Origin of the sequence: Oleisolibacter albus, from assembly GCF_003336875.1 — a bacterium.
GTDB classification, from domain to species: Bacteria; Pseudomonadota; Alphaproteobacteria; order Azospirillales; family Azospirillaceae; genus Niveispirillum; species Niveispirillum album.
Window position 1 is genome coordinate 175,391 of the sequence record NZ_QGNJ01000001.1, and the last position, 19,091, is coordinate 194,481.

A 19,091-nucleotide genomic window follows, 5' to 3' on the forward strand; every position below is an offset into this window, starting at 1 on the left:
GTGGGTTCAGGGCTGCGGGGTGCGCAGATAGAGGGGCGAAAACGGGCCGTCCTGCCGCAACTCCAGCCGGCCGGACTTGGCCAGTTCCAGGGTGGCGACGAAGGTGCTGGCCAGGGCGGAGCGGGTGCGGACACCGCCGGCTTTCCAGCCCGGCGGCAGGAAGGCGGCAAGGCTGGTCCAGTTTGGCAACCGCCCCAGGATATCCTCCATGCGGCGGATGGCATCCTCGATGGAGTACAGCTCGGTGGCCGCGATCCGCAGCGGCCCGGACTGCATCTGCCGGCGCTTGTGGTCGCCATAGGCCTTCAGCAGGTCATAGAGCGTCAGGTCATGCACGCGCGTCTCCAGTACCGGCATGTCCTCGGGCGCACCGCGGGCGAAGACGTCGCGGCCCAGCTGCGGCCGCTTCAGCAGGCGGGCGGCAGCCCCCTGCATGGCCTCCAGCCGTTGCAGCTGGAAGGTCAGCGCCGCCGCCAGCTCCTCGCCGGAGGGTTCCTCCTCCTGCGGATCGGGCAGCAGCAGGCGCGATTTCAGATAGGCCAGCCAGGCCGCCATCACCAGGTAATCCGCCGCCAGTTCCAGCCGCAGCCGGCGCGCCGTCTCGACGAAGGCCAGATACTGGTCGGCCAGTTGCAGGATGGAGATGCGGGTCAGATCCACCTTCTGGTCGCGCGCCAGCAGCAGCAGCAGGTCGATGGGACCTTCGAACCCGTCGATATCCAGGACCAGCGCCGGCCCGTCCGCCGCGTCCGGCAGCCCATCCCCCGCGGTGGCGCGCTCGGGGCCTTGATCAAAGGGATCGGTGGAAGGGCTGTCGGTCATCGGGGGTTGCCGCAGTCTCCGTCAGGCCAGCCCGGTGACACGGACGACGATGTCGAACAGGGCTTCGGTGATGGGGCTGATGACCATGAACACCGGATTGAAGGCATAGCCCAACTGTCCCGCCACCAGCGGGATCAGGAAGATCAGGCCGAGCAGGATCACCATGCCATAGCGTTCCAGCCCGGCCAGCGGTCGGGCCAGGGCGTCGGGCAGCAGGCCCACGGCCACACGCCCGCCATCGAGCGGCGGCAGCGGCAGCATGTTGAACACGGCCAGGACGAGATTGAAATAGATGGAGATCTGCAGATTCTCGAAGAACCAGGTGGCGGCGAAATCCGGCAGGTAAGGCGCCACATGCATCAGCAGGGCCGACACCAGCGCCAGGGCGATGTTCACGCCCGGCCCGGCCAGGGCCACCCACACCATGTCGCGGCGCGGATTGTGGAGATTGCGCAAATCCACCGGCACCGGCTTGGCCCAGCCGAACAGCAGGCCCGAGGTCAGGAACAGGATCAGCGGCAGGACCACGGTTCCGATCGGGTCGATGTGCCGGAACGGATTGAAGGTCACGCGCCCCAGCATATAGGCGGTGGGATCGCCCAGCCGCTTGGCCACATAGCCGTGCGCCGCCTCGTGGAAGGTGATGGCGACCAGGGCCGGGATGGCCATGACCGAGATCTTCAGGATCATCGGCGCCAGATCGTCCATCTCACACTCCTGTTCCGGCCAGCAGCGCATCAAATTCTGCGCGCAGACCCGGAATATCGGCAGGGGCGGCCGGAATTTTAAGGGCTGCGGCACTCCGCCAGCGCCGCTCCGCCGCCGCCGTCAGCGGCCGGACGGCACGGGCCACGTCCTGCATCTCGGCCAGCACGCCGCTGCAATGCAGGGCCACGTCGCATCCCCCGGCCAGCACGGCCGCGGCCCGGTCACCGGCACCGCCGGCCAGGGCCTGCATGCCGATATCGTCGCTGAACAGCAGCCCCTGGAAGCCGATATGGCCGCGGATGATCCCGTCGATGACCGGAACCGATATGCTGGACGGTCGGTGCGGATCGATGGCCGTGAAGACGATATGCGCCACCATGCCCAGCGGCAGGTCGGCCAGCGCCTTGAAGGGCGCGAAGTCCAGCGCCTCCAGCGCCTCCCGCCCGGCATCGACCACCGGCAATTCCAGATGGCTGTCGGCATGGGCGCGGCCATGGCCCGGAAGATGCTTCAGCACGGGCAGAACCCCGCCGGCCAGCAGCCCTTCGGCCTGGGCCCGCGCCAGTGCGGCCACCCGCCCCGGCTCCAGGGCGAAGGCCCGGTCGCCGATGACATCATGGGCGCCGGGCACCGGCACGTCGGCCACCGGAGCGCAGTCCACATCGATGCCCAGATCGGCCAGCATGGCGGCCAGCAGCCGGCCATGCAGCCAGGCCGCCCGCACCGCCTGTGCCTCGCCCGCCGCAGCCCCGCCTGCCGCAATCCCGCCTGCCACGGCCCCGATCGTCCGTGCCGAGGGCAGGGCCGGCCAATGCGGTGGCCGCAGGCGGGCCACCCGGCCCCCTTCCTGGTCGATCAACACCGGGGCATCGCGGCCGACGCAGGCGCGCAGCTCCGCCACCAGCGCCCGCACCTGCTCCGGCGTCTCCACATTGCGCCGGAACAGGATGAAGCCGAACGGGTCGGCCTCGCGGAAGAAGGCCCGTTCGTCGGCGCCCAGGGCCGGACCGCCGCAGCCATAGACGGCGGCGGCCGGCCTGCCGCCCGTCCCGGCAACACCAGCGGACGCAGCGGCAGCGGACGCCGGGTCAGCGGACAATGAGACACCCCACGCTCTGCGCCGACAGGCTGGCACAGATCTGCCTGGCCCTGGCTTCGTCCAGGGGGCCGGCCTGAATGCGGTAGCGCACGCCCTTTGCCCCGAGATCGACGCGTTCGGACCGCATGGACAGGCCCCCCAGATCGGCCGGGAACTTCTTCTGCAGACGGCTCCATTCCGGCGACACTTTCGACTCCGCGTCGACAGCGCCCACCTGGATGCGGACGCCCCCCGCAGCCGGGACCTTGGCCGGCTCTGTCTTGGGCAGGGCCAGGGTCTGTGGCGGCGCCCCCGGAGGCGTTTTCAGCGCGGTCGCCGGGGCCGCCGGGGCGGGTGTGGCCGGCGCCGGCTTCACGGCGGCAGGCGGAACGGCCGCCGGCTGCTGTGCCGGGGGCATCTGTGCCGCGGGACCCGGTGCCGTGGCGGCAGGGGGCGCCAGAACCGTGGGACGCCCGGTGGCCATCGCTCCCTCGGCCCCCGATCCCGCCGGCGCACGGGTCGGCGGCGGGACGGCGGCGCCCGGCATCGGGCCTTCCTCCTGGCCCAGCACCACCGGCGGTCCCTCCTCCGCCAACGGTTCCTCGGCCTGCGGCCGCTCCAGCGGCGCCTCCGGCGGCGGCAGCAGCCGCTCCACCTCGGGCTGCTGACTGGCGGTGGACGGGTTCAGCCGGTCATAGACCAGCTTGTCCTGGTGCGGCACATCCATGCCGCCGGGATTCTCCGGCCGCATGCGGGTGGGGCTGGTGTCGGCGCGCAGCACCGGGGCCACGCTCTCGGTCCCGGCGCGCATGCCCTGGGTGTAGGCGTAGTAGATGATGCCGCCGAAGGCCCCCAGCGCCAGGGCCAGCACGGCCAGACTGGTCACCGCGCGCTTGCGCGGCGGCGGGACCTCGTCATAGCCCTCCTCCGCATAGGCGGGTTGCGGCGGATGGTAACCGCCCTGGGCCTGCTGGGCATAACCGGCCCGCGGATTGTAGGCGGGCTCGGCCTGGATCTCGTCGTGGGGCGGTTCCGCGGACATCCGCAGCTCGGGCCGACTGTCAGGCCGAAGCTCGGGCGGCGGCTCCGGCCTCGCCTCCAGCCGGGGTTCGCTCCGCAGCTCGATCCGCGGTTGCGGGCGGGCCGCGCCGGGACGGAAATCGCCCGCCCGCAGGTCGCCCCCCCGCAGGTCACCGGCCCGCAAGCCGCCGGCCCGCAGATCGGTGCGCGGCTGTTCCGGCAGATCGTCGTGCTCGTCCATGCTCACCGTCCGGTCCTCCGCCTCAGCGCATTTCCTCGGCCGGCTCGACCCCCAGGATCTGCAGGCCGGCCGCGATCACCAGGGACACGGCCTTGACCAGGGCCAGACGGGCCCGCGTCAATTCCGGCTGCCCCTCGATCAGGAAGCGCAGGGTGGCGTCATCCTTGCCCTTGTTCCACAGCCCGTGGAAGCCGCTGGCAAGGTCGTACAGGTAGAAGGCGATGCGGTGCGGCTCGTGGGTGTCGGCGGCGGATTCCACCAGCCGCGGCCAGGCCAGCATCAGCTTGACCAGATCCACCTCCTCCGGCGTGGACAGGCGGTCCAGCGCGGCCGTGGCCAGCCCCGGCCCCGTCAGGTCCCAGTCCGGGCAGGCCGTCTCGGCATGGCGCAGCACCGACCGGCAGCGCGCATGGGCGTACTGCACATAGAACACCGGGTTTTCCTTGGACTGCTCCGTCACCTTGGTGACGTCGAAATCCAGGCTCTGGTCGTTGCGCCGGGTCAGCATGATGAAGCGGACCACGCCGGCGCCCACCTCCTCCACGATGTCGCGCAGGGTGACGAAGCGGCCGGCGCGCTTGGACATCTTCACGGGCTGACCGTTGTCCAGCAGGTTGACCAACTGGCAGATCTTCACATCCAGCGCGCCCTGGCCGCCGGTGATGGCCTTCACCGCCGCCTGCATGCGCTTGACATAGCCGCCATGGTCGGCGCCCAGCACGTCGATCAGCGTGGGCGAGCCGCGGCGGAACTTGTCATAGTGATAGGCGATGTCGTTGGCGAAATAGGTCCAGCTGCCGTCGGACTTCTTCAGCGGCCGGTCCACATCGTCGCCGAACTGGCTGGCGCGGAACAGGGTCTGCGGCCGCGGCTCCCAATCGTCGGGCTTCTTGCCCTTGGGCGGCTCCAGCACGCCGACATAGATCAGGCCCTGGTCCTCCAGCGCCTTCAGCGCCGTCTCCACCGCGCCGGCCTGCACCAGGGCGCGCTCGCTGCTGAACAGGTCGTGGCGCACGCCCAGCAGGGCCAGATCGGACTTGATGCCCTCGATCATGCGGGCCACGGTGAAGTCGCGGATCACCGGCAGCCACGCGGCCTCCGGCTTGTCGCGCCAGGCGGCACCGTCCCGCTCGGCCAGGGCCTGGCCCACGGCCTTGAGATAGTCGCCGGGATACAGCCCCTCGGGGATGGCGCCGATCTCCTCGCCCAGCGCCTCGCGGTAGCGCAGGAAGGCGCTGCGGGCCAGCACGTCCACCTGGGCGCCGGCATCGTTGATGTAATATTCGCGGGTGACGGCATAGCCCGCCTTTTCCAGCAGGGCCGCCAGCGCGTCGCCGACCACGGCGCCGCGGGTGTGGCCGATATGCATGGGGCCGGTGGGATTGGCCGAGACATATTCCACATTGACCTTGCGGCCGGCGCCGATCTGGCTGGCGCCATAGGTGGTGCCGGCCACCAGCACGTCGGACAGGCGCTTCAGCCACCAGTCGGCGGCCACCTTGAGATTGACGAAGCCCGGCCCGGCGATATCGGCCGCGGTCACCTCCGGCAGCGTGCGCAGGCGGGCCACCAGCGCCTCGGCCAGGACGCGCGGCGGCTTGCCCGCCGGCTTGGCCAGCACCATGGCGGCATTGGTGGAGACGTCGCCATGGCTGGCGTCGCGCGGCGGCTCCACGGTCACGCGCGACAGGTCCAGACCGGCCGGCAGGTCACCGGCGGCGGTCATCTCGGTCAGCGCCGCGGCGATCTTTGCTTCGAAATCCTTGAAGACGTTCATGTTTTCTTGATGGTCCCAAAACCGGAGCGCCGGCGCGCCGGCTTTCTCATTGAAGCCGGCACCGTAGCGCATTCCTGTTGCGCCGCACAGTGGCGAGAATGAGGCGTTAACCGCGTCGTTACCCCGCAATCAGCTGGGCCTGGCGGATGGCGAAGCGGTCCGTCATCCCCGCGACATAGTCCAGCAAGGCCCGCACCCAGCCCGGCCGGTCATAGGGCATGCCGTGGATGCCGGCCACGGTCTCCAGCAGGCTGGCGAAGCGGCGCGGCAGCTCACCGTCCGGTCCCGCCTGCTCCCGCGCCAGGAAGGCCTCGCAATAGGCATCCAGCAGGGTGGTGACGGTGCGGGCGGCGACGATGTCGGTCTCGCAGCGCTGCTGGCCGCGATAGATGCGGGTGTAGCTGACCTCCTCGATCTCGCGCAGCGCATCCACGCGGTCGGTCATCTCCAGCAGCGGCGGGCAGGCCTTGCCCTCCATCAGCTCCGGCAGCCGCTCCAGGAACATGGCGGCGGCATCGGTCACCAGCCGGTCGATGGCGCGGGCGCGCAGCCAGATCAGCCGCCGGTCCTCGTCCCCGATGGACAGGTATTCGTGACGGTCGAACTCGTCGATGACCGGCTTCAGCAGGTCCTCGGCATCGTCGAAGTTCAGCATGCGCATCTTCACGGCATCCTCGATGTCGACGATGCTGTAGCAGGCGTCGTCCGCCGCCTCGACCAGATAGGCCAGCGGATGCCGGCACCAGCTGTCGCGGCCGGTGGGCACCAGCCCGATCTCGTCGGCGACCCAGCGGAACAGCTCCGTCTCGCTGCCCAGGAAGCCGTATTTGCGCGTGTGCGGCCGCACCTCGCCCGGTTCGGCCGGCGCGCTCCAGGGATATTTGCTGTAGGCGCCCAGCGTGGCCGCCGTCAGCTGCAGCCCGCCGGTGGGCCGCCAGCCCTGCAGCCGCGTCAGCACGCGGAACCCCTGGGCATTGCCCTCGAACCGGCACAGCTCGAAGCCCTGCTGCGGCGGCAGGCCGGACAGCACCTCGCGGCCCAGGGGGCTGGTGCGGAACCAGTCGCTAATGATGTCCTCGCCGGTATGGGCGAAGCAGGGCGTGCCCACATCGTGGGCCAGGGCACCGGCGGCCACGATATGGCCGATATCGAAGGGGGTGGCGCTCACCTCCGCCTCGCCATAGCGGGCGACGATCTCCCGCCCCACCCAGTTGCCCAGCGAGCGGCCGACGCGCGACGCCTCCATGCTGTGGGTCAGGCGCGAGCGCACATAGTCCGACCCGCCGATGCCATGCACCTGCTGCTTGTCCGACAGGCGGCGGAAGCTGGTGGAGAAGGTGATGCGGTCGATATCGATCTCGAAGGCGCTGCGCCAGGGCAATTCCTCGTCACGGCCGGGCTTGGCCAGCCTCTGCCGGGACAACAGGGTCTTCCAGCGCATCATGGCACGGCTCCATCGCAGTACAGCCCCGCTTTGACGGACGGGTCGTCGCCGCTTACATAGTGCGTGACACTTTGTCCAGCCCGCATGCCAGAGGATCTGCCATGGCAATTCCTGCCATCGACCCGGCCCCCCAGCCCGCCCCGTCCGCCGATGCCGTTTCCGGCGGCGGCCGTATTGTCGGCCTCAGCGCCAGCGCCGCAGCGCGCGTGCGCACCCTGGCGGCGCAGGAGGGCAATCCCGGCCTGATGCTGCGCCTGTCGGTCAGCGGCGGCGGCTGTTCCGGCTTCCAGTACCATTATGATTTCGATGCGGCGCGCCAGGCCGACGACCATGTGTTCGAGCGCGACGGCGCCCGGCTGGTGGTGGACGACACCTCGCTGGACCTGCTGGCCGGGGCCGAGGTGGATTTCGTCGAGGACCTGATGGGCAGCTATTTCAAGATCAACAACCCCAATGCCTCGTCCTCCTGCGGCTGCGGCTCTTCCTTTGCCATCTGAACCGGCGCCATGTGAGCCGCCTGCCCGTCCCGGAAAGCAGAACCGACCGTGAAGATCGCCACCTGGAACGTCAATTCCGTCAAGGCCCGCCTGCCCAATGTGCTGGAGTGGCTGGGCAGCGCCGATCCCGATGTGGTGCTGCTGCAGGAGATCAAGTGCGAGACGGCCGCCTTCCCCGCGCTGGAGTTCCAGTCGCTGGGCTATCAGGTCCATGCCGTGGGCCAGAAGAGTTACAACGGCGTGGCGCTGCTGTCGAAGCAGCCGGTGGAGGATCTGCTCACCCGCCTGCCCGGCGCGCCGGAGGATGAGCAGGCCCGCTATGTCGAGGGCACGGTGGCGGGGGTGCGCATCGCCAGCCTCTACCTGCCCAACGGCAACCCGGTGGGCACGGAGAAATACCCGTACAAGCTGCGCTGGATGGACCGGCTGCGCGATCACGCCGGGGACCTGCTGGCCGGCGACCGGCCGGTCGTGCTGGGGGGCGACTACAATGTCATTCCCGCGGACGGGGATGTGTACGACCCGGCCGGCTGGCGCGAGGATGCCCTGTTCCGGCGCGAGACGCGGCTGAAATTCCAGGAGATCCTGGCGCTGGGCTATACCGAGGCCTTCCGCGCCCTGCATCCCGGCCTGGCCCATGCCTACAGCTTCTGGGACTATCAGGCCGGCGCCTGGCCGCGTGACATGGGTCTGCGCATCGACCATTTCCTGCTGTCGCCGCGCGCGGCCGACCGTCTGGTGTCCTGCGAGATCGACCGCGGCCCGCGCGGGCGGGAAAAGGCGTCCGACCATACGCCGGTCGTGCTGACGCTCGACGCCTGACGGCCGGCCGCTTCGACGGACGGCAGGCCGGCCAGGGGGAATGCCCCCCTGGCCGTATCGGGGCCGGCTTTCAGGCCCGCATCCGGGTCAGCGCGGCTTCACCGCCGCGTGGCCGCCGCTGCGGCTGTTGCTGCGCGGATCGTGCTTGGCCAGTTCCAGCTTGGCCAGCTGGCCGCGATGCACCTCGTCCGGGCCGTCGGCCAGGCGCAGCGTGCGGGCGTTGGCGTACATCCAGGCGATGGGGAAATCATCGCTGACGCCGGCGCCGCCGAAGGCCTGGATGGCCCAGTCGATGACCTTGCAGGCCATGTTCGGCGCCACGACCTTGATCATGGCGATCTCGGCCTTGGCCACCTTGTTGCCGACCGTGTCCATCATGAAGGCGGCCTTCAGCGTCAGCAGCCGGGCCTGCTCGATCAGGCAGCGGCTCTCGGCGATGCGCTCATGCCAGACCGACTGCGCCGCCACCGGCTTGCCAAAGGCGATGCGGCTGGACAGGCGGCGGCACATCAGCTCCAGCGCCCGCTCGGCCGCGCCGATCAGGCGCATGCAATGGTGGATGCGGCCCGGCCCCAGCCGGCCCTGGGCGATCTCGAAGCCCCGCCCCTCGCCCAGCAGCATGTTCTCCAGCGGCACGCGCACATTGTCGAACAGCACCTCGGCATGGCCGTGGGGGGCGTCGTCATAGCCGAACACCGGCACCGGCCGCTTGATGGTGACGCCGGGCGTGTCGGTGGGCACCAGCACCATGGATTGCTGGCGGTGGCGGTCGGGATTGTCCGGATCGGTCTTGCCCATCAGGATCAGGATCTTGCAGCGCGTGTCGTTGGCGCCGCTGGTCCACCATTTGCGGCCATTGATGAGATAATGGTCGCCCTGGCGCTCGATCCGCGTCTCGATGTTGGTGGCGTCGGAGCTGGCCACCTCCGGTTCGGTCATGGCGAAGCCGCTGCGGATCTCGCCGGCCAGCAGCGGCTCAAGCCATTGCCGCTTCTGGGCCGGGGTGCCGTAGCGCACCAGCACCTCCATGTTGCCGGTGTCGGGCGCGGAGCAGTTGAAGACCTCCGGCGCCCAGTGGCTGCGGCCCATGATCTCGCACAGCGGCGCATAGTCCAGGTTGGTCAGCCCGGCGCCGAGATCACTTTCCGGCAGGAACAGGTTCCACAGCCCCTCGGCCCGGGCCTTGGCCTTGAGCTCCTCCAGCAGCGGCAGCGGCTTCCAGCGCGTGTCGCCGGCCGCCACCTGGGCATAGAGCGCGGCCTCGTTGGGATAGATATGCTCTTCCATGAACCGGCTCAGCCGGTCCTGCAACTGCACGACCTTGTCGGAATAGGCGAAATCCATGGCGTTCCATCCCTGGTCTGTTCTTCTGCTTGGTCCGGCCCTGCGGCCGTCCGGCGCCCGCGCCTGTGCGGCAAAACGGGTCATTTTCAAGCATAGCCGCTGAAACCGCCCCCGCGCCAGCGCGCAGACGCGCCGGCAGCGCGGATTCTGCCGGGGCTTCCGCATGGGGCCCCCCACCCAGCGTGGCGGAGCGCAGCCAGCGAGGGATGCGGCGCTGCCGCCGGGTCATGGGGAGCGCCCTGCCGAAACGAAGCTCCGCTTCCCCCTTGCCCCACCCGGCACAACCCGCTAGGAAACTCTCCCCGGCTGGTACACCCGCGCCGGCGCTGCGGAAGAGTGGCCGAGTGGTTTAAGGCAGCGGTCTTGAAAACCGCCGTGGGGCAACCCACCGTGGGTTCGAATCCCACCTCTTCCGCCAACCCTGCCGATTTCCCTCTATGACCCGATATCGCCGCCGATCACCGCATACCACCATGCGGTATGCAGGACCGCCGATTCCACGCTACAGCCCGATATTTCGTCGTTAGCTAATGCCTGAATCCGTACGAAACCATCCCCTCAAACGGCTGTAAGATTGTCAGGCGCAGCGCTTGGCGCGGCTCTGAGAGGCTTCGGCGACTGATGCTGATCTCGCAAATGTGCTGCGGTCTGGTCGATGCTCGGGTAGACGGTAGTGGCGTTGATGTTGATCCGGTCGAGTTGGTTGAGAATGTGCGCCTTATTCTTGATCGTCACCCGACTGATCTCAATGCCGTCCTGTCCCGCATCAGGCAACGCGGCCTCATGCCCGAACAGCAAGAAGGCACCGGATTGCGACTTAATGCGCGTGTTCGTGCGCTTCGCCTTCACGCAAATAATCGAACGGAGGTCGTCGGGAACGATCCTCCCCTCGAAAAAGCCCTTCTCCGACTTGATATGGTGGAGCAGTTTGCGGGCGACATCTGTCGCGTTGAAAGCGCCCTGATCGAGGCTGAGGTCTATATCGTTCTTCTGCGCGTAGGTCAGGTTGGAAAGGTTGGACAGGCAACTGACGGTGTCGGAATCGTAGTATTTCACACCGTCCGACGCGATTTGGAAGACGATGACCTCGCCGTCGACTCCGAGTTGATCTGGCTTACACGAGCAAGCGAAGAACAGCGCCACCAGCGGATTACCGGAGATGTCGAGCAGCCGCGTTGGCAGACCATAATGTTGCATCCGCACGAGACGGTCGAAGCAATAGTTATCGGCTTGGAACTCGTCATGATGAGCGATCAGCAACTCCTTGCAGAGCAGGTCCTCGCTGGGCATGAACTGCCAGTCGCCATTGTCCCATTTGCGCAGCAGGGACGGCGTCAACTCATAGCGCGCGTCACTGTGCCCTCGAAAGAAGGTCTCAGTCCCCACCTTCGCCGGCGAACTATAAAGCAGCTCAAGAAACCGCTCCACGCTGTCGGCGTCGCCGATAATCTTTTTGTCGCGCGGCGGCGGTTGGACGGCGGCGCTGTCGTCGGCAGGAACGGCCTCTGCTGCGATGGCCTCGCCAAGATCTGGCTTGGCCTCAGTCAGCCGGTCAAGGATGTCACGAGCATTGCCTTCGCGGACGGCCCAATGTGTCCGATAGAGCTGGAACTTATCCGCGCCAAACACCCTACGCGCAGCCTCGACATCCTCGAAATCGACCTCTCCGAAGTCGGTCACGGTCTCGAAGGCGGCAGACACCTCCTTGTGTCCGGGCTCGATGGCGGAAATTCGGCCGTATTTGATGAGCATGGAGACAGTGTCTCCACCCTGCTTGATCTCGCTGCACAAGAATGTTGGCAGTTTTTCCAGGAAGGCGATCGCGGTTCCGTCTAGGCTTTCGAGTCTCTTTTCGGTGTCGGACGGCGTGTATTCGAACATACGTCCCCGCCCCATGGTGACGACATTGGCGTTCCCTTCGACATTTTCCCAGTTACCGAAGGAGATGTAATTGAAATTTTCCATCATACGCCTCTATTCCCCTCTCTCAGCATTACGTCGATCAGACGCCAATTGCGCGCCCGACGCACGGAGATCGACCCAGATATGTTGCAGGCGGAATGGTGAAGACGCATCCGAGCGAATTAACATCGTGAGATGTGGCATAAAGGGCGGATGATCCTGAAATAGGTATTAGCTCGGGAAGTGGCGGGATTCCTGCATTGCCAAGATTATGACCGATTTCGGCCCAGATCGCATCTATGTCCATCGATTGAATATAGCCGATCTTGCCACCCCCGGCGGCGTCTTTGCCATAGAGATGGGATTAGGCAATGTATCGGCCGACGCCCTGCGTCACATAGTTTTCATTGAAGGCCCAAGCACTAATTGTTTGGCCTAAACGCTTACATTCGACGATGTACAGAGACGGTATTCACCTGACAGTGCCGCATTTTGAAGCGGTGTCAGGCGGCGCTGGTTTGTGTTTGCATTGAATCCTGTCCTGGCTTGTTTGTCAGCGTCTCTCCTTTCGGTTTGTATGGCGCGGTTGACCGGTCCTGTTTCAAGCCGCCCTTGAAGGCCTTGATGGGTGTGCGGCCGTTCATACGCAGGGATGATCGAGCGCATGGGCGAGCATGGCCTGTTCGATCTTGGCGGGAACCCGGTTGGGATGCGGTCCCTTGGCGCCGGGAAGCCGGTCGATCAGGCCTTCGGCGCTATAGGTCTGGAAGTTGCGCCGGATCTCGTAGAACTGCTGGCGGAAGTAGCCCATCACCTTGCAGGCGCGGCTGACATTGGAAAGTTCGCTCGCAAGGTCGAGCAGAGACAGCTTGCGACGTGCTATCTTGTCCTTCGTGGCCATGTGCAATGTCCTCGGATTTGAGATGTTTGGCGACACCATCAAATCCGCTTCGACGCGGCATGGCCACACCCACAAGGGAGGCCTACTGTCAGGCGATTACTGTCTCAGGACAGTCTAACTATCTGTTTCTTCCCGATTCAGCGTGGCGATCGCTCCGTGCGTCCCACATCCCGCCCCACATTTGAAGCCGACTTGCGATGGACGGTGACGCACGCATTCCATGCTCGTCGTCGGTGCCCCCTCGGGGTCAAAGGGAGGCGAGACTTAACCTCTAGCCGGGATCAATCAGCGAAACAGGTCAGCTCCGGCTGAGACTCAATTGCGCCCCGACTGCCGAACCAGGCACGCGGTGTGGCGCGGGTGGATGATCCGCGCGAGTGCAGGGTGATGGCGGCATCCGGTCCGCAAGCACGGCATGCAAGGTTTTCAGGACCCCGTCCGCACCATCCGGGGACGCGCACTCATAGACGGGGATGCCCGCGACCAGGCGCGTTACGACGCCGAAAGCCCCCCTTGCCGCGCCTGGATGGGGGCACATCTCCCCGGCCGAGACCATGTTCATGGCCAGCTGGAACGCACGGATGCCCTCATGGATGATGAGTGGCGCCACCACCCCGCCCCGCACCCGATGCATCCGGCACAAGGCCACGGGCGGTCGCGGCTCCGGGGAGAACCAGCCCGTGGCGTCGATGACGAAGCGTCCGCCCGCCCCCGCCGCCCCCGCCGGTGGCACGAGGCCGGCGGCCTCCAGGGAATCGGGCCAGAGCGAGACATCGGGAAAAGAGGGCCAGACGAGCATCTCCCCCGTCTCCTGCATTTCCAGTGCGCAGCCTTCATCCGCGAGCAGGGGATAGCCCTGCCGCGCAAGGGCCAGGGCAAGGCTGCTCTTGCCGCATGTTCCGCCCCCCAGCAGCAACGCGCCATCCTTGAGCCCGATGCAGGTGGCCTCCAGGGGCACAAGCCCCCAGCGCAGGCACAGGATGGCGAGCGGGATCCCCCGGAAGAAGCGCAGGGCGCGGGCAAGGCCGTCCGGCGCGAGAACCTCGATGGTCACGTGATGGCGGTCATGGATGAGATAGCGGCCGATGCCGGGCACCTCATGCAGACAGCGCCCTGCCGCGTCGAACTGCACCAGGGGGAATACCGCCACCGGCGCCTGGAGCGCGGTCGGCACGGGACCGAGCGCGAGTGTCACCACCCTCCCCGCAACGGGCGCCGCGCCGGGAAAAAAGCCGGGGCAGGGAAAAGGCGCGGTGATGCCGAGCCCCATCGCGCGGTAGGAATGGAACACGCTCGTCATACCCCATCAATAGAGCGCCACCGGCGGAGGACCTGCCCGTGGCCCCGGAAACGTCAGGCCACCTCGATCAAGCCTTTTTCGAGCAGGCGGGCGACAAACGCAACGGTATCCGCCCGGATCTCATCGGCCGGCCCCTCAAACTCGGTCTGAAGCTTCTGGCACAGGCTCTCCAGCCGCAGGGGTGTCTCCAGATGCCGCCAGACCGCATGCGCCGTGGCCGCAAGCCCGAAATAGGCGCTGCCATCCGGGTTCATCAGAACCGTTTCGCCGCCGATTTCCGCCAGCAGCAGATGCGGCGCCCGCGCAATCAGCGCCTCAGGTGAGGCCAGCAATGATGATTTTTCCACGTCACCGTCTCTTCATGTCAGGCAGGCTACTCATGTCAGGCAGGCTAACCGTGAGGAGGCAAAGGCCCTGCCGCGTCTGCCCCCCTGTGAACGACCAGCCGGTTCTGGCCGGCGGTCAGATTTTCTGACATCCCGGACCGCCCGATATTCCCGTATTACTTTTCAGAACGCTTCATGCTAAGACCGGAACAAAGGGAATTGAAGTCCAATGAAGGTGGGAGTGTCTATCATGCGGCCCGTTCTGAACGATAACAAAACCCTCTCCAGCGCGGGCGAGGCCGAAAGCGTCGCCGTGCGCCCGGCCTGGGCCAGGCCCGAACTGGTGGAGATCGACATCTGGTCCGTCACCGGCGCGAAGGGCAGCCAGGTCACCGAAGGCGGCACCACGAAAAATATGAGCTGAGGCAAGCCGGGTCCACGCCGTTGAGCGGGTGAGGCTGCTTCGGGCTGGTGTGTCCGCCGGGTTTGGCTTCACGGGGTCCGCCGATGCCGCGGCCTGCCGGAGGTGCGCACGTACCGGATGCCGGCATCGCGAATCCAGATGCGTCAGTTCTGCCGCGCGTCCGGATACAGATGCAGTTTCAGGTGCAGTTTCAGGCAGGGGTCGAGCGCGGGGATGTTGCATTTTGCAGGAGCAGTGGGATTTCACGGCCATCCGCCCCCCCTGCCGCCCGGACCTGCCGGGGCCGCATGCCTCGGCGGCAGCGGGTTCGGCCCTGTTACGACCCATCGCGGCGAGGACTGGATCGCCTGCTGCCGCGCCCAGGCGGCGCAGGGCGGGGCTGAGGCACCCGAAGGCCCGGTCATCGGCCGGAATGGCCATCTGGTCCTGATCGGTTCCGGCCGCATCGATGAACGCCGCGCCCTGCTGGACGCCCTGAACCTTGATCCCCTTCTGCACTGGAGTGACGCCCGTCTGATGCTCGCCGCGTTCGAGCGGTGGGGACCGGACGCTGCCGACAGGCTGCGCGGCGATTTTTCCTTCGCCGTCTGGGACCGCGCCGCGCGGCGGCTCGTGCTCGCGCGCGACACGTTCGGAACCGTTCCCCTGTTTTATCATCGCGGCAAGGGGTGTGTCTGGTTCGGCACCAATCCGGCTGCCCTGCTGGCCATGGGCGGCCTGCCGCGCGATCTTGACCGGGAAGGCCTCGGCGAACATCTCATTGGCCGCTCGGCAGACCCGGAGGTGACCATCTATGCCGCGCTGCGACGGGTGCGGCGCGCTGCGGTCACCACCCTCCTGCCCGGCGAGACCCGTACCAACGTCTACTGGACGCCTGGTGCCGCACCGATGCTGCGGCTGAAGGATGATGACGCCTATGTGGAGGCCACCCGGGCGGTTCTCGCACAGGTTCTGGAGGGCCACCTCGAGCGGTCGGCGCCCATCGGCGTCATGCTCTCGGGCGGGCTCGATTCCGGCGCCATCGCCTCGACGCTCGCCATGCTGGCCCCCCAGCGCGAGATTTTCGGCTTCACCACGGTTCCCGTGGCGGGCGCACAGGCCCTGCGGGACGGCGCGGGCCGGGAATGGGAGCATGTGCAACGGCTTGCCCGCATGCACCCGAACCTGCGCATCCGCCCTGTGGCGGAAAAGACGGCGACGCCGCTCGATGATATGCGGTCCGTATTTGCGGATATCGGGATGCCCATGTGCACCCTCGTCCTGATGACGCGGCGCCTCGCCCTGGCCGAGGCGGCCCGGCAGGAGGGGGTCGGCACGCTCCTGCGGGGGGATGGCGGCAACTGGACGCTGACGGCGGAAGGGGACGGTATCTTTCGCGCCCTGTTCCGCTCCGGCCGTTGGATCGCGCTGGCGCGGGAGATCGCGGGGACCGCGCGGTACAAGAACCGCAGCCTCGCGCGGGTGCTGTGGTCAAATGCGCTGCATGACATCGTGCCGCGCAGCATGCTGGAGATATGGGGCAAGGTGCGGGCGCCGTCTCCGGTCTATCATGGCAGCTTCCTGCGCCCGGAATTCGCCCGCAGCAGCGGACTTCTGGCCCGCTGGGCGAGCGCCCCCAACGCGCCGGAGAGGGTTGCGCGGCTGCATGCGGACGAGATCGTGCCAGTCTATCTCGGCGCCCAGCCCGCCCATTCGGAAACGGTGACGCTGATGATGAACCGCATGGGCCTCGGGTGGAGCGCGCCCCTCAGGGACCGGCGGCTGGTGGATTTCATCCTGTCCGTGCCGCCCGAGCAGTTTCGCCGCAACGGTGTTCCCCGCTACCTCGCCCGCCGCGTTCTGGCGGACCGGATGCCGGCGGAGGCCCTGGCAGAAAAAGGCTATTTCGCTCCCTTTGCCGATACCGGGGAATGGCTGGCCCGGTGGTGGAGCGAGGCCGGACGCCGCCTTGCGGACCAGCACCCCGTGGACATGGCAGGTGCGGCCATCGATCTGCCGCGCCTGCAGGCCCTCCTTGATGGCCCGCCGCCGGATATTTCGGCCCGGCGCGAGGTTTATTATGAGGCCGCCGCGGCGGTCCCGCTGGCACTGCACGTCAACGATTTCATCCGCTGGCACGCGGGCCGGAACCACTGAGCGGCAGATATCCGAGGCGCTCCATCATCGGGCCGTGATCGCGCTCGATGCGGGCGATCTGGGCCGGGCTCAGGACCTCACGCCATTGGCCGGCGCGCCCGGCACGAAAGAAGCGCTCCATCCCCTGCGGGCGCTCCAGAAAGCCCGAGGCGGCTTCCCGTTCCGCCAGCCGCTCGAAACGGGTGCGCTCCACAGCGGCCGCCACCGCTTCGGGAGACGCCGCCCGCCCGCAGAAGGCCGCAACCCGGCCCAGCCCTTCCAGAGGCGCCGCGACGAGGTCCTCGTAGCGGATGGTGAGCCGGCGCAGCCGCGTGCCGAGCCAGCTCTCACAATGGCTCGACCACGAGCCCCGGAACTCCCCCACCTGGTCCGTTCCCGAACGCCTGCCGACGCCAACATGAAAGTCCGTGTCGGCCATCTGGGCAATGGCGTCGTCGATGTCCGTGCCATTGTGCGCGGCCAGGGAAAGGCAGACGTCGCGCGGATCGCGCACCACATGCACGCAACCGGACGTGATCTCCGGCGGGAACAGGGGCAGGCCTGATGGGGTGGCGCACCAGCGATCATGGATCTTGAGAACAAGCGGCCGTCCGCCCGAAACCTCGGCCAGGCGGCGATAGGCCAGCGGACGCAGGTTCATCACCTCGTCCGCTGAGAGATCCGCCATCCGGATTCCAAGCATACGCTGCAAAAGCGGGCGCGAAACGCCACCCCGCGAGGGTTCATCCAGCCGCTGCAGGTCCACATCCCGCCCCAGCTCCAGACTGCCGAGAAACAGGCGGACCCAGGTGTTGCCGGATTTCGGGTAGGAGACGAGCCAGATCAGGCCGTCGGGAACAGGCCTTGCGCCTGATAAGGGCGGTGCATCCCGCGCAGGTCCCGCGCACCCGAAATGGTTGTCACGCCATGCATCCGACCTGCTCTCCATCCGTCCTCTCCTGATCCCGCGTGAGTTAGCCAAGCTTTACGTTGTTACAAATAAGGTTGCGGGAGTTGGCAAAAGCGGCGCAATGGCTTTTGAACCGCGCCGGGTTTGCCGGAGGCATGAGTTCAATAGTTACGCGGCCACGGCTTTAGTTTCCAGAGATGCGTAGAAGTTGGCCTCGGCTTCTGCGGGTGGGATGTTTCCGATTGGCTCGAGCAGGCCATGATGCTCCATCCTACTCAAGAGTTGGAGCCTCCGGCAAACCCGGCGCGGTTCAGTCGCGGACAGGCTCAAGGAGTTGTGTGGCATCAAGGGCGAGAATAGCTTGAGCATGCGCCAAAGGTAGAGGATGAGAAAAGGCTCAAGGAGTTGTGTGGCATCAAGGGCGAGAATAGGTTGGCCGCGTAGGTCAATCGTCCTTCGACGTCATGTGGTCGCAATAGGAGCAAAGCTGGGAGTTGTCCCAAGAAACGTTGTCTGGGGTTAACTCATCACTACATCTGGCACATTCTCCCAGCGTTTCACCGCACCACAGGCATCCGGAATGTTCGCTGCTGGTGATATAGGCCGTGACACTACACTCAGGGCAGTCATGGAGCGGACTCGTGTCGCCATCTCTCGTGGCGAAATATGTCTCGTGTTCAAAATATTTTTCAAGCGCGACTTCAACTATCCTCTCAGCGTCAGTTTCCGCCCCGCAGAGTCTACATTTCACATCAATGCACTGGTGGTCAGTATTGTCCGGATGTGTTTGCTCCACTAAATGGGAGCCACACTCTGGGCATAGGAGAGTAACCTTTCCTAGTAATTCTGATTTCCAATTTATTTTTTGGAAGGTCCCTTTGCAGGCCGCAAGTTCTTCCTCGTAAACGGATCGGACATCCAGCATCGTTGCCCAGGTTTTTCCAAGCAGTTTGGATGGCGATTCATGGAGTTGGCGGAACAGCTCAGAGACGACGGGAAACGCCTTGGCAATAGCTTCCCGAACGTGCTCACGCGACTTGTCAGTATAGTAGTGCTCGATATCTGTGCGAATGCGGTTCAGTTCTGTCAGCGGTCCCTGCGCGATCGTCAGCCCAAAATCTTTAAAGCGCTCCGGTAGATTCGTGAAATCGACTGTGTTGTTCGTGGGGCGCAGTTCAACCCCGCCCGCGCCGTCCGGCACAGGTTTGTAACGGGCACTAAGAACGTCCTTTGGGTCTGCATTTGGCGCGGCCCGGACGAGCACCTCCTTAGCGAGAAGAAGAACTCCCGCATAAAAATTTCTAACAGCCGAAATTGGGCGCCTTGGGTCGTGGGATTGGTAGTCGTCAACGCCAAGCTGGATAGACTGTATCGCGTTATCGAAAAGGCTGTTCACTGTAGGCCCTCAGTCTCTGCATGTACGACCGGCCGCCAACCGGATGCCAAATCGATTGGCCAAT

The 19,091-nt window shown here is 66.3% G+C and carries 16 protein-coding genes, 1 tRNA gene and 1 pseudogene; 5 read left to right on the top strand and 13 right to left on the bottom strand.

Features of this window, described 5'->3' with window-relative positions:
- Nucleotides 1-6: 6 nt before the first annotated feature.
- The 6 genes from DK368_RS00860 to dgt form a co-directional block, all read right to left on the bottom strand.
- Entirely contained in the window at nucleotides 7-822 is an 816-nt protein-coding gene (locus tag DK368_RS00860) for a segregation and condensation protein A (RefSeq protein WP_114391661.1), read from the bottom strand.
- Between the two features lie 21 nt (nucleotides 823-843).
- Nucleotides 844-1,530 carry a site-2 protease family protein gene (locus DK368_RS00865; RefSeq protein WP_193552234.1) on the bottom strand — a complete coding sequence of 229 codons (687 nt, stop codon included), beginning with the start codon at nucleotides 1,528-1,530 and terminating at the stop codon, nucleotides 844-846.
- A gap of 1 nt (nucleotide 1,531) precedes the next feature.
- A complete protein-coding gene (gene nagZ, locus DK368_RS00870) occupies nucleotides 1,532-2,629 on the bottom strand; it encodes a beta-N-acetylhexosaminidase (RefSeq protein ID WP_114391662.1) in 1,098 nt (365 codons plus the stop codon).
- Complete coding sequence (locus DK368_RS00875) at nucleotides 2,619-3,869, bottom strand: SPOR domain-containing protein (RefSeq protein WP_114391663.1); 1,251 nt, start codon at nucleotides 3,867-3,869, stop codon at nucleotides 2,619-2,621. The genes nagZ and DK368_RS00875 overlap by 11 nt, the downstream gene beginning before the upstream one ends.
- A gap of 22 nt (nucleotides 3,870-3,891) precedes the next feature.
- The gene (gene argS / locus DK368_RS00880; RefSeq protein WP_114392065.1) at nucleotides 3,892-5,646 is read right to left on the bottom strand and encodes an arginine--tRNA ligase; all 1,755 of its coding nucleotides are present in this window, start codon (nucleotides 5,644-5,646) and stop codon (nucleotides 3,892-3,894) included.
- A gap of 118 nt (nucleotides 5,647-5,764) precedes the next feature.
- Complete coding sequence (gene dgt / locus DK368_RS00885; protein WP_114391664.1) at nucleotides 5,765-7,090, bottom strand: dGTP triphosphohydrolase; 1,326 nt, start codon at nucleotides 7,088-7,090, stop codon at nucleotides 5,765-5,767.
- Between the two features lie 101 nt (nucleotides 7,091-7,191).
- Between dgt and erpA the strand changes: the two genes are divergently transcribed.
- Together erpA and DK368_RS00895 are read left to right on the top strand one after the other, a co-directional pair.
- On the top strand, nucleotides 7,192-7,587 hold the full coding sequence (gene erpA / locus DK368_RS00890; protein WP_114391665.1) for an iron-sulfur cluster insertion protein ErpA: 396 nt from the start codon (nucleotides 7,192-7,194) through the stop codon (nucleotides 7,585-7,587).
- A gap of 48 nt (nucleotides 7,588-7,635) precedes the next feature.
- Entirely contained in the window at nucleotides 7,636-8,409 is a 774-nt protein-coding gene (locus DK368_RS00895; protein ID WP_114391666.1) for an exodeoxyribonuclease III, read from the top strand.
- Between the two features lie 87 nt (nucleotides 8,410-8,496).
- Here the strand turns inward: DK368_RS00895 and DK368_RS00900 are convergent, their stop codons facing one another.
- The gene (locus DK368_RS00900) at nucleotides 8,497-9,753 is read right to left on the bottom strand and encodes an acyl-CoA dehydrogenase (RefSeq protein WP_114391667.1); all 1,257 of its coding nucleotides are present in this window, start codon (nucleotides 9,751-9,753) and stop codon (nucleotides 8,497-8,499) included.
- 330 nt (nucleotides 9,754-10,083) lie between these two features.
- On the opposite strand from DK368_RS00900, the gene DK368_RS00905 reads away from it, so the two are divergent.
- Nucleotides 10,084-10,171, top strand: a tRNA-Ser gene (locus DK368_RS00905).
- A 140-nt stretch (nucleotides 10,172-10,311) separates the two neighbouring features.
- Here the strand turns inward: DK368_RS00905 and DK368_RS00910 are convergent.
- The 4 genes and pseudogenes from DK368_RS00910 to DK368_RS00925 form a co-directional block, all read right to left on the bottom strand.
- On the bottom strand, nucleotides 10,312-11,721 hold the full coding sequence (locus tag DK368_RS00910) for an FRG domain-containing protein (protein WP_205027988.1): 1,410 nt from the start codon (nucleotides 11,719-11,721) through the stop codon (nucleotides 10,312-10,314).
- 583 nt (nucleotides 11,722-12,304) lie between these two features.
- A pseudogene (locus DK368_RS00915) lies at nucleotides 12,305-12,556 on the bottom strand (helix-turn-helix domain-containing protein); the annotation flags it as partial.
- A 298-nt stretch (nucleotides 12,557-12,854) separates the two neighbouring features.
- Nucleotides 12,855-13,856 carry a hypothetical protein gene (locus tag DK368_RS00920; RefSeq protein ID WP_114391668.1) on the bottom strand — a complete coding sequence of 334 codons (1,002 nt, stop codon included), beginning with the start codon at nucleotides 13,854-13,856 and terminating at the stop codon, nucleotides 12,855-12,857.
- A 53-nt stretch (nucleotides 13,857-13,909) separates the two neighbouring features.
- Complete coding sequence (locus tag DK368_RS00925) at nucleotides 13,910-14,188, bottom strand: PqqD family protein (protein WP_114391669.1); 279 nt, start codon at nucleotides 14,186-14,188, stop codon at nucleotides 13,910-13,912.
- Between the two features lie 244 nt (nucleotides 14,189-14,432).
- On the opposite strand from DK368_RS00925, the gene DK368_RS00930 reads away from it, so the two are divergent.
- Both DK368_RS00930 and DK368_RS00935 read left to right on the top strand, forming a co-directional pair.
- A complete protein-coding gene (locus DK368_RS00930) occupies nucleotides 14,433-14,606 on the top strand; it encodes a hypothetical protein (protein ID WP_155524433.1) in 174 nt (57 codons plus the stop codon).
- Between the two features lie 213 nt (nucleotides 14,607-14,819).
- Nucleotides 14,820-16,742, top strand: a complete 1,923-nt coding sequence (locus DK368_RS00935) for an asparagine synthase-related protein (protein ID WP_162305808.1) — start codon at nucleotides 14,820-14,822, stop codon at nucleotides 16,740-16,742.
- Here DK368_RS00935 and DK368_RS00940 read toward each other — a convergent pair.
- Both DK368_RS00940 and DK368_RS00950 read right to left on the bottom strand, forming a co-directional pair.
- Nucleotides 16,711-17,670, bottom strand: a complete 960-nt coding sequence (locus tag DK368_RS00940) for a sulfotransferase domain-containing protein (RefSeq protein ID WP_114391672.1) — start codon at nucleotides 17,668-17,670, stop codon at nucleotides 16,711-16,713. The genes DK368_RS00935 and DK368_RS00940 overlap by 32 nt on opposite strands.
- Before the next feature lie 406 nt (nucleotides 17,671-18,076).
- Nucleotides 18,077-19,027, bottom strand: coding sequence for a hypothetical protein (locus DK368_RS00950; protein WP_114391674.1), 951 nt, complete (start codon nucleotides 19,025-19,027; stop codon nucleotides 18,077-18,079).
- Nucleotides 19,028-19,091: the final 64 nt, after the last annotated feature.

Excerpts from the sequence above, each read along its gene's own strand:
- DK368_RS00860 (WP_114391661.1), bottom strand. The coding sequence starts at position 822 with ATGACCGACAGCCCTTCCACCGATCCCTTTGATCAAGGCCCCGAGCGC.
- DK368_RS00865 (WP_193552234.1), bottom strand. The coding sequence starts at position 1,530 with ATGGACGATCTGGCGCCGATGATCCTGAAGATCTCGGTCATGGCCATC.
- DK368_RS00875 (WP_114391663.1), bottom strand. The coding sequence starts at position 3,869 with ATGGACGAGCACGACGATCTGCCGGAACAGCCGCGCACCGATCTGCGG.
- argS (WP_114392065.1), bottom strand. The coding sequence starts at position 5,646 with ATGAACGTCTTCAAGGATTTCGAAGCAAAGATCGCCGCGGCGCTGACC.
- dgt (WP_114391664.1), bottom strand. The coding sequence starts at position 7,090 with ATGATGCGCTGGAAGACCCTGTTGTCCCGGCAGAGGCTGGCCAAGCCC.
- erpA (WP_114391665.1), top strand. The coding sequence starts at position 7,192 with ATGGCAATTCCTGCCATCGACCCGGCCCCCCAGCCCGCCCCGTCCGCC.
- DK368_RS00900 (WP_114391667.1), bottom strand. The coding sequence starts at position 9,753 with ATGGATTTCGCCTATTCCGACAAGGTCGTGCAGTTGCAGGACCGGCTG.
- DK368_RS00910 (WP_205027988.1), bottom strand. The coding sequence starts at position 11,721 with ATGATGGAAAATTTCAATTACATCTCCTTCGGTAACTGGGAAAATGTC.
- DK368_RS00920 (WP_114391668.1), bottom strand. The coding sequence starts at position 13,856 with ATGACGAGCGTGTTCCATTCCTACCGCGCGATGGGGCTCGGCATCACC.
- DK368_RS00930 (WP_155524433.1), top strand. The coding sequence starts at position 14,433 with ATGCGGCCCGTTCTGAACGATAACAAAACCCTCTCCAGCGCGGGCGAG.
- DK368_RS00935 (WP_162305808.1), top strand. The coding sequence starts at position 14,820 with ATGTTGCATTTTGCAGGAGCAGTGGGATTTCACGGCCATCCGCCCCCC.
- DK368_RS00940 (WP_114391672.1), bottom strand. The coding sequence starts at position 17,670 with ATGGAGAGCAGGTCGGATGCATGGCGTGACAACCATTTCGGGTGCGCG.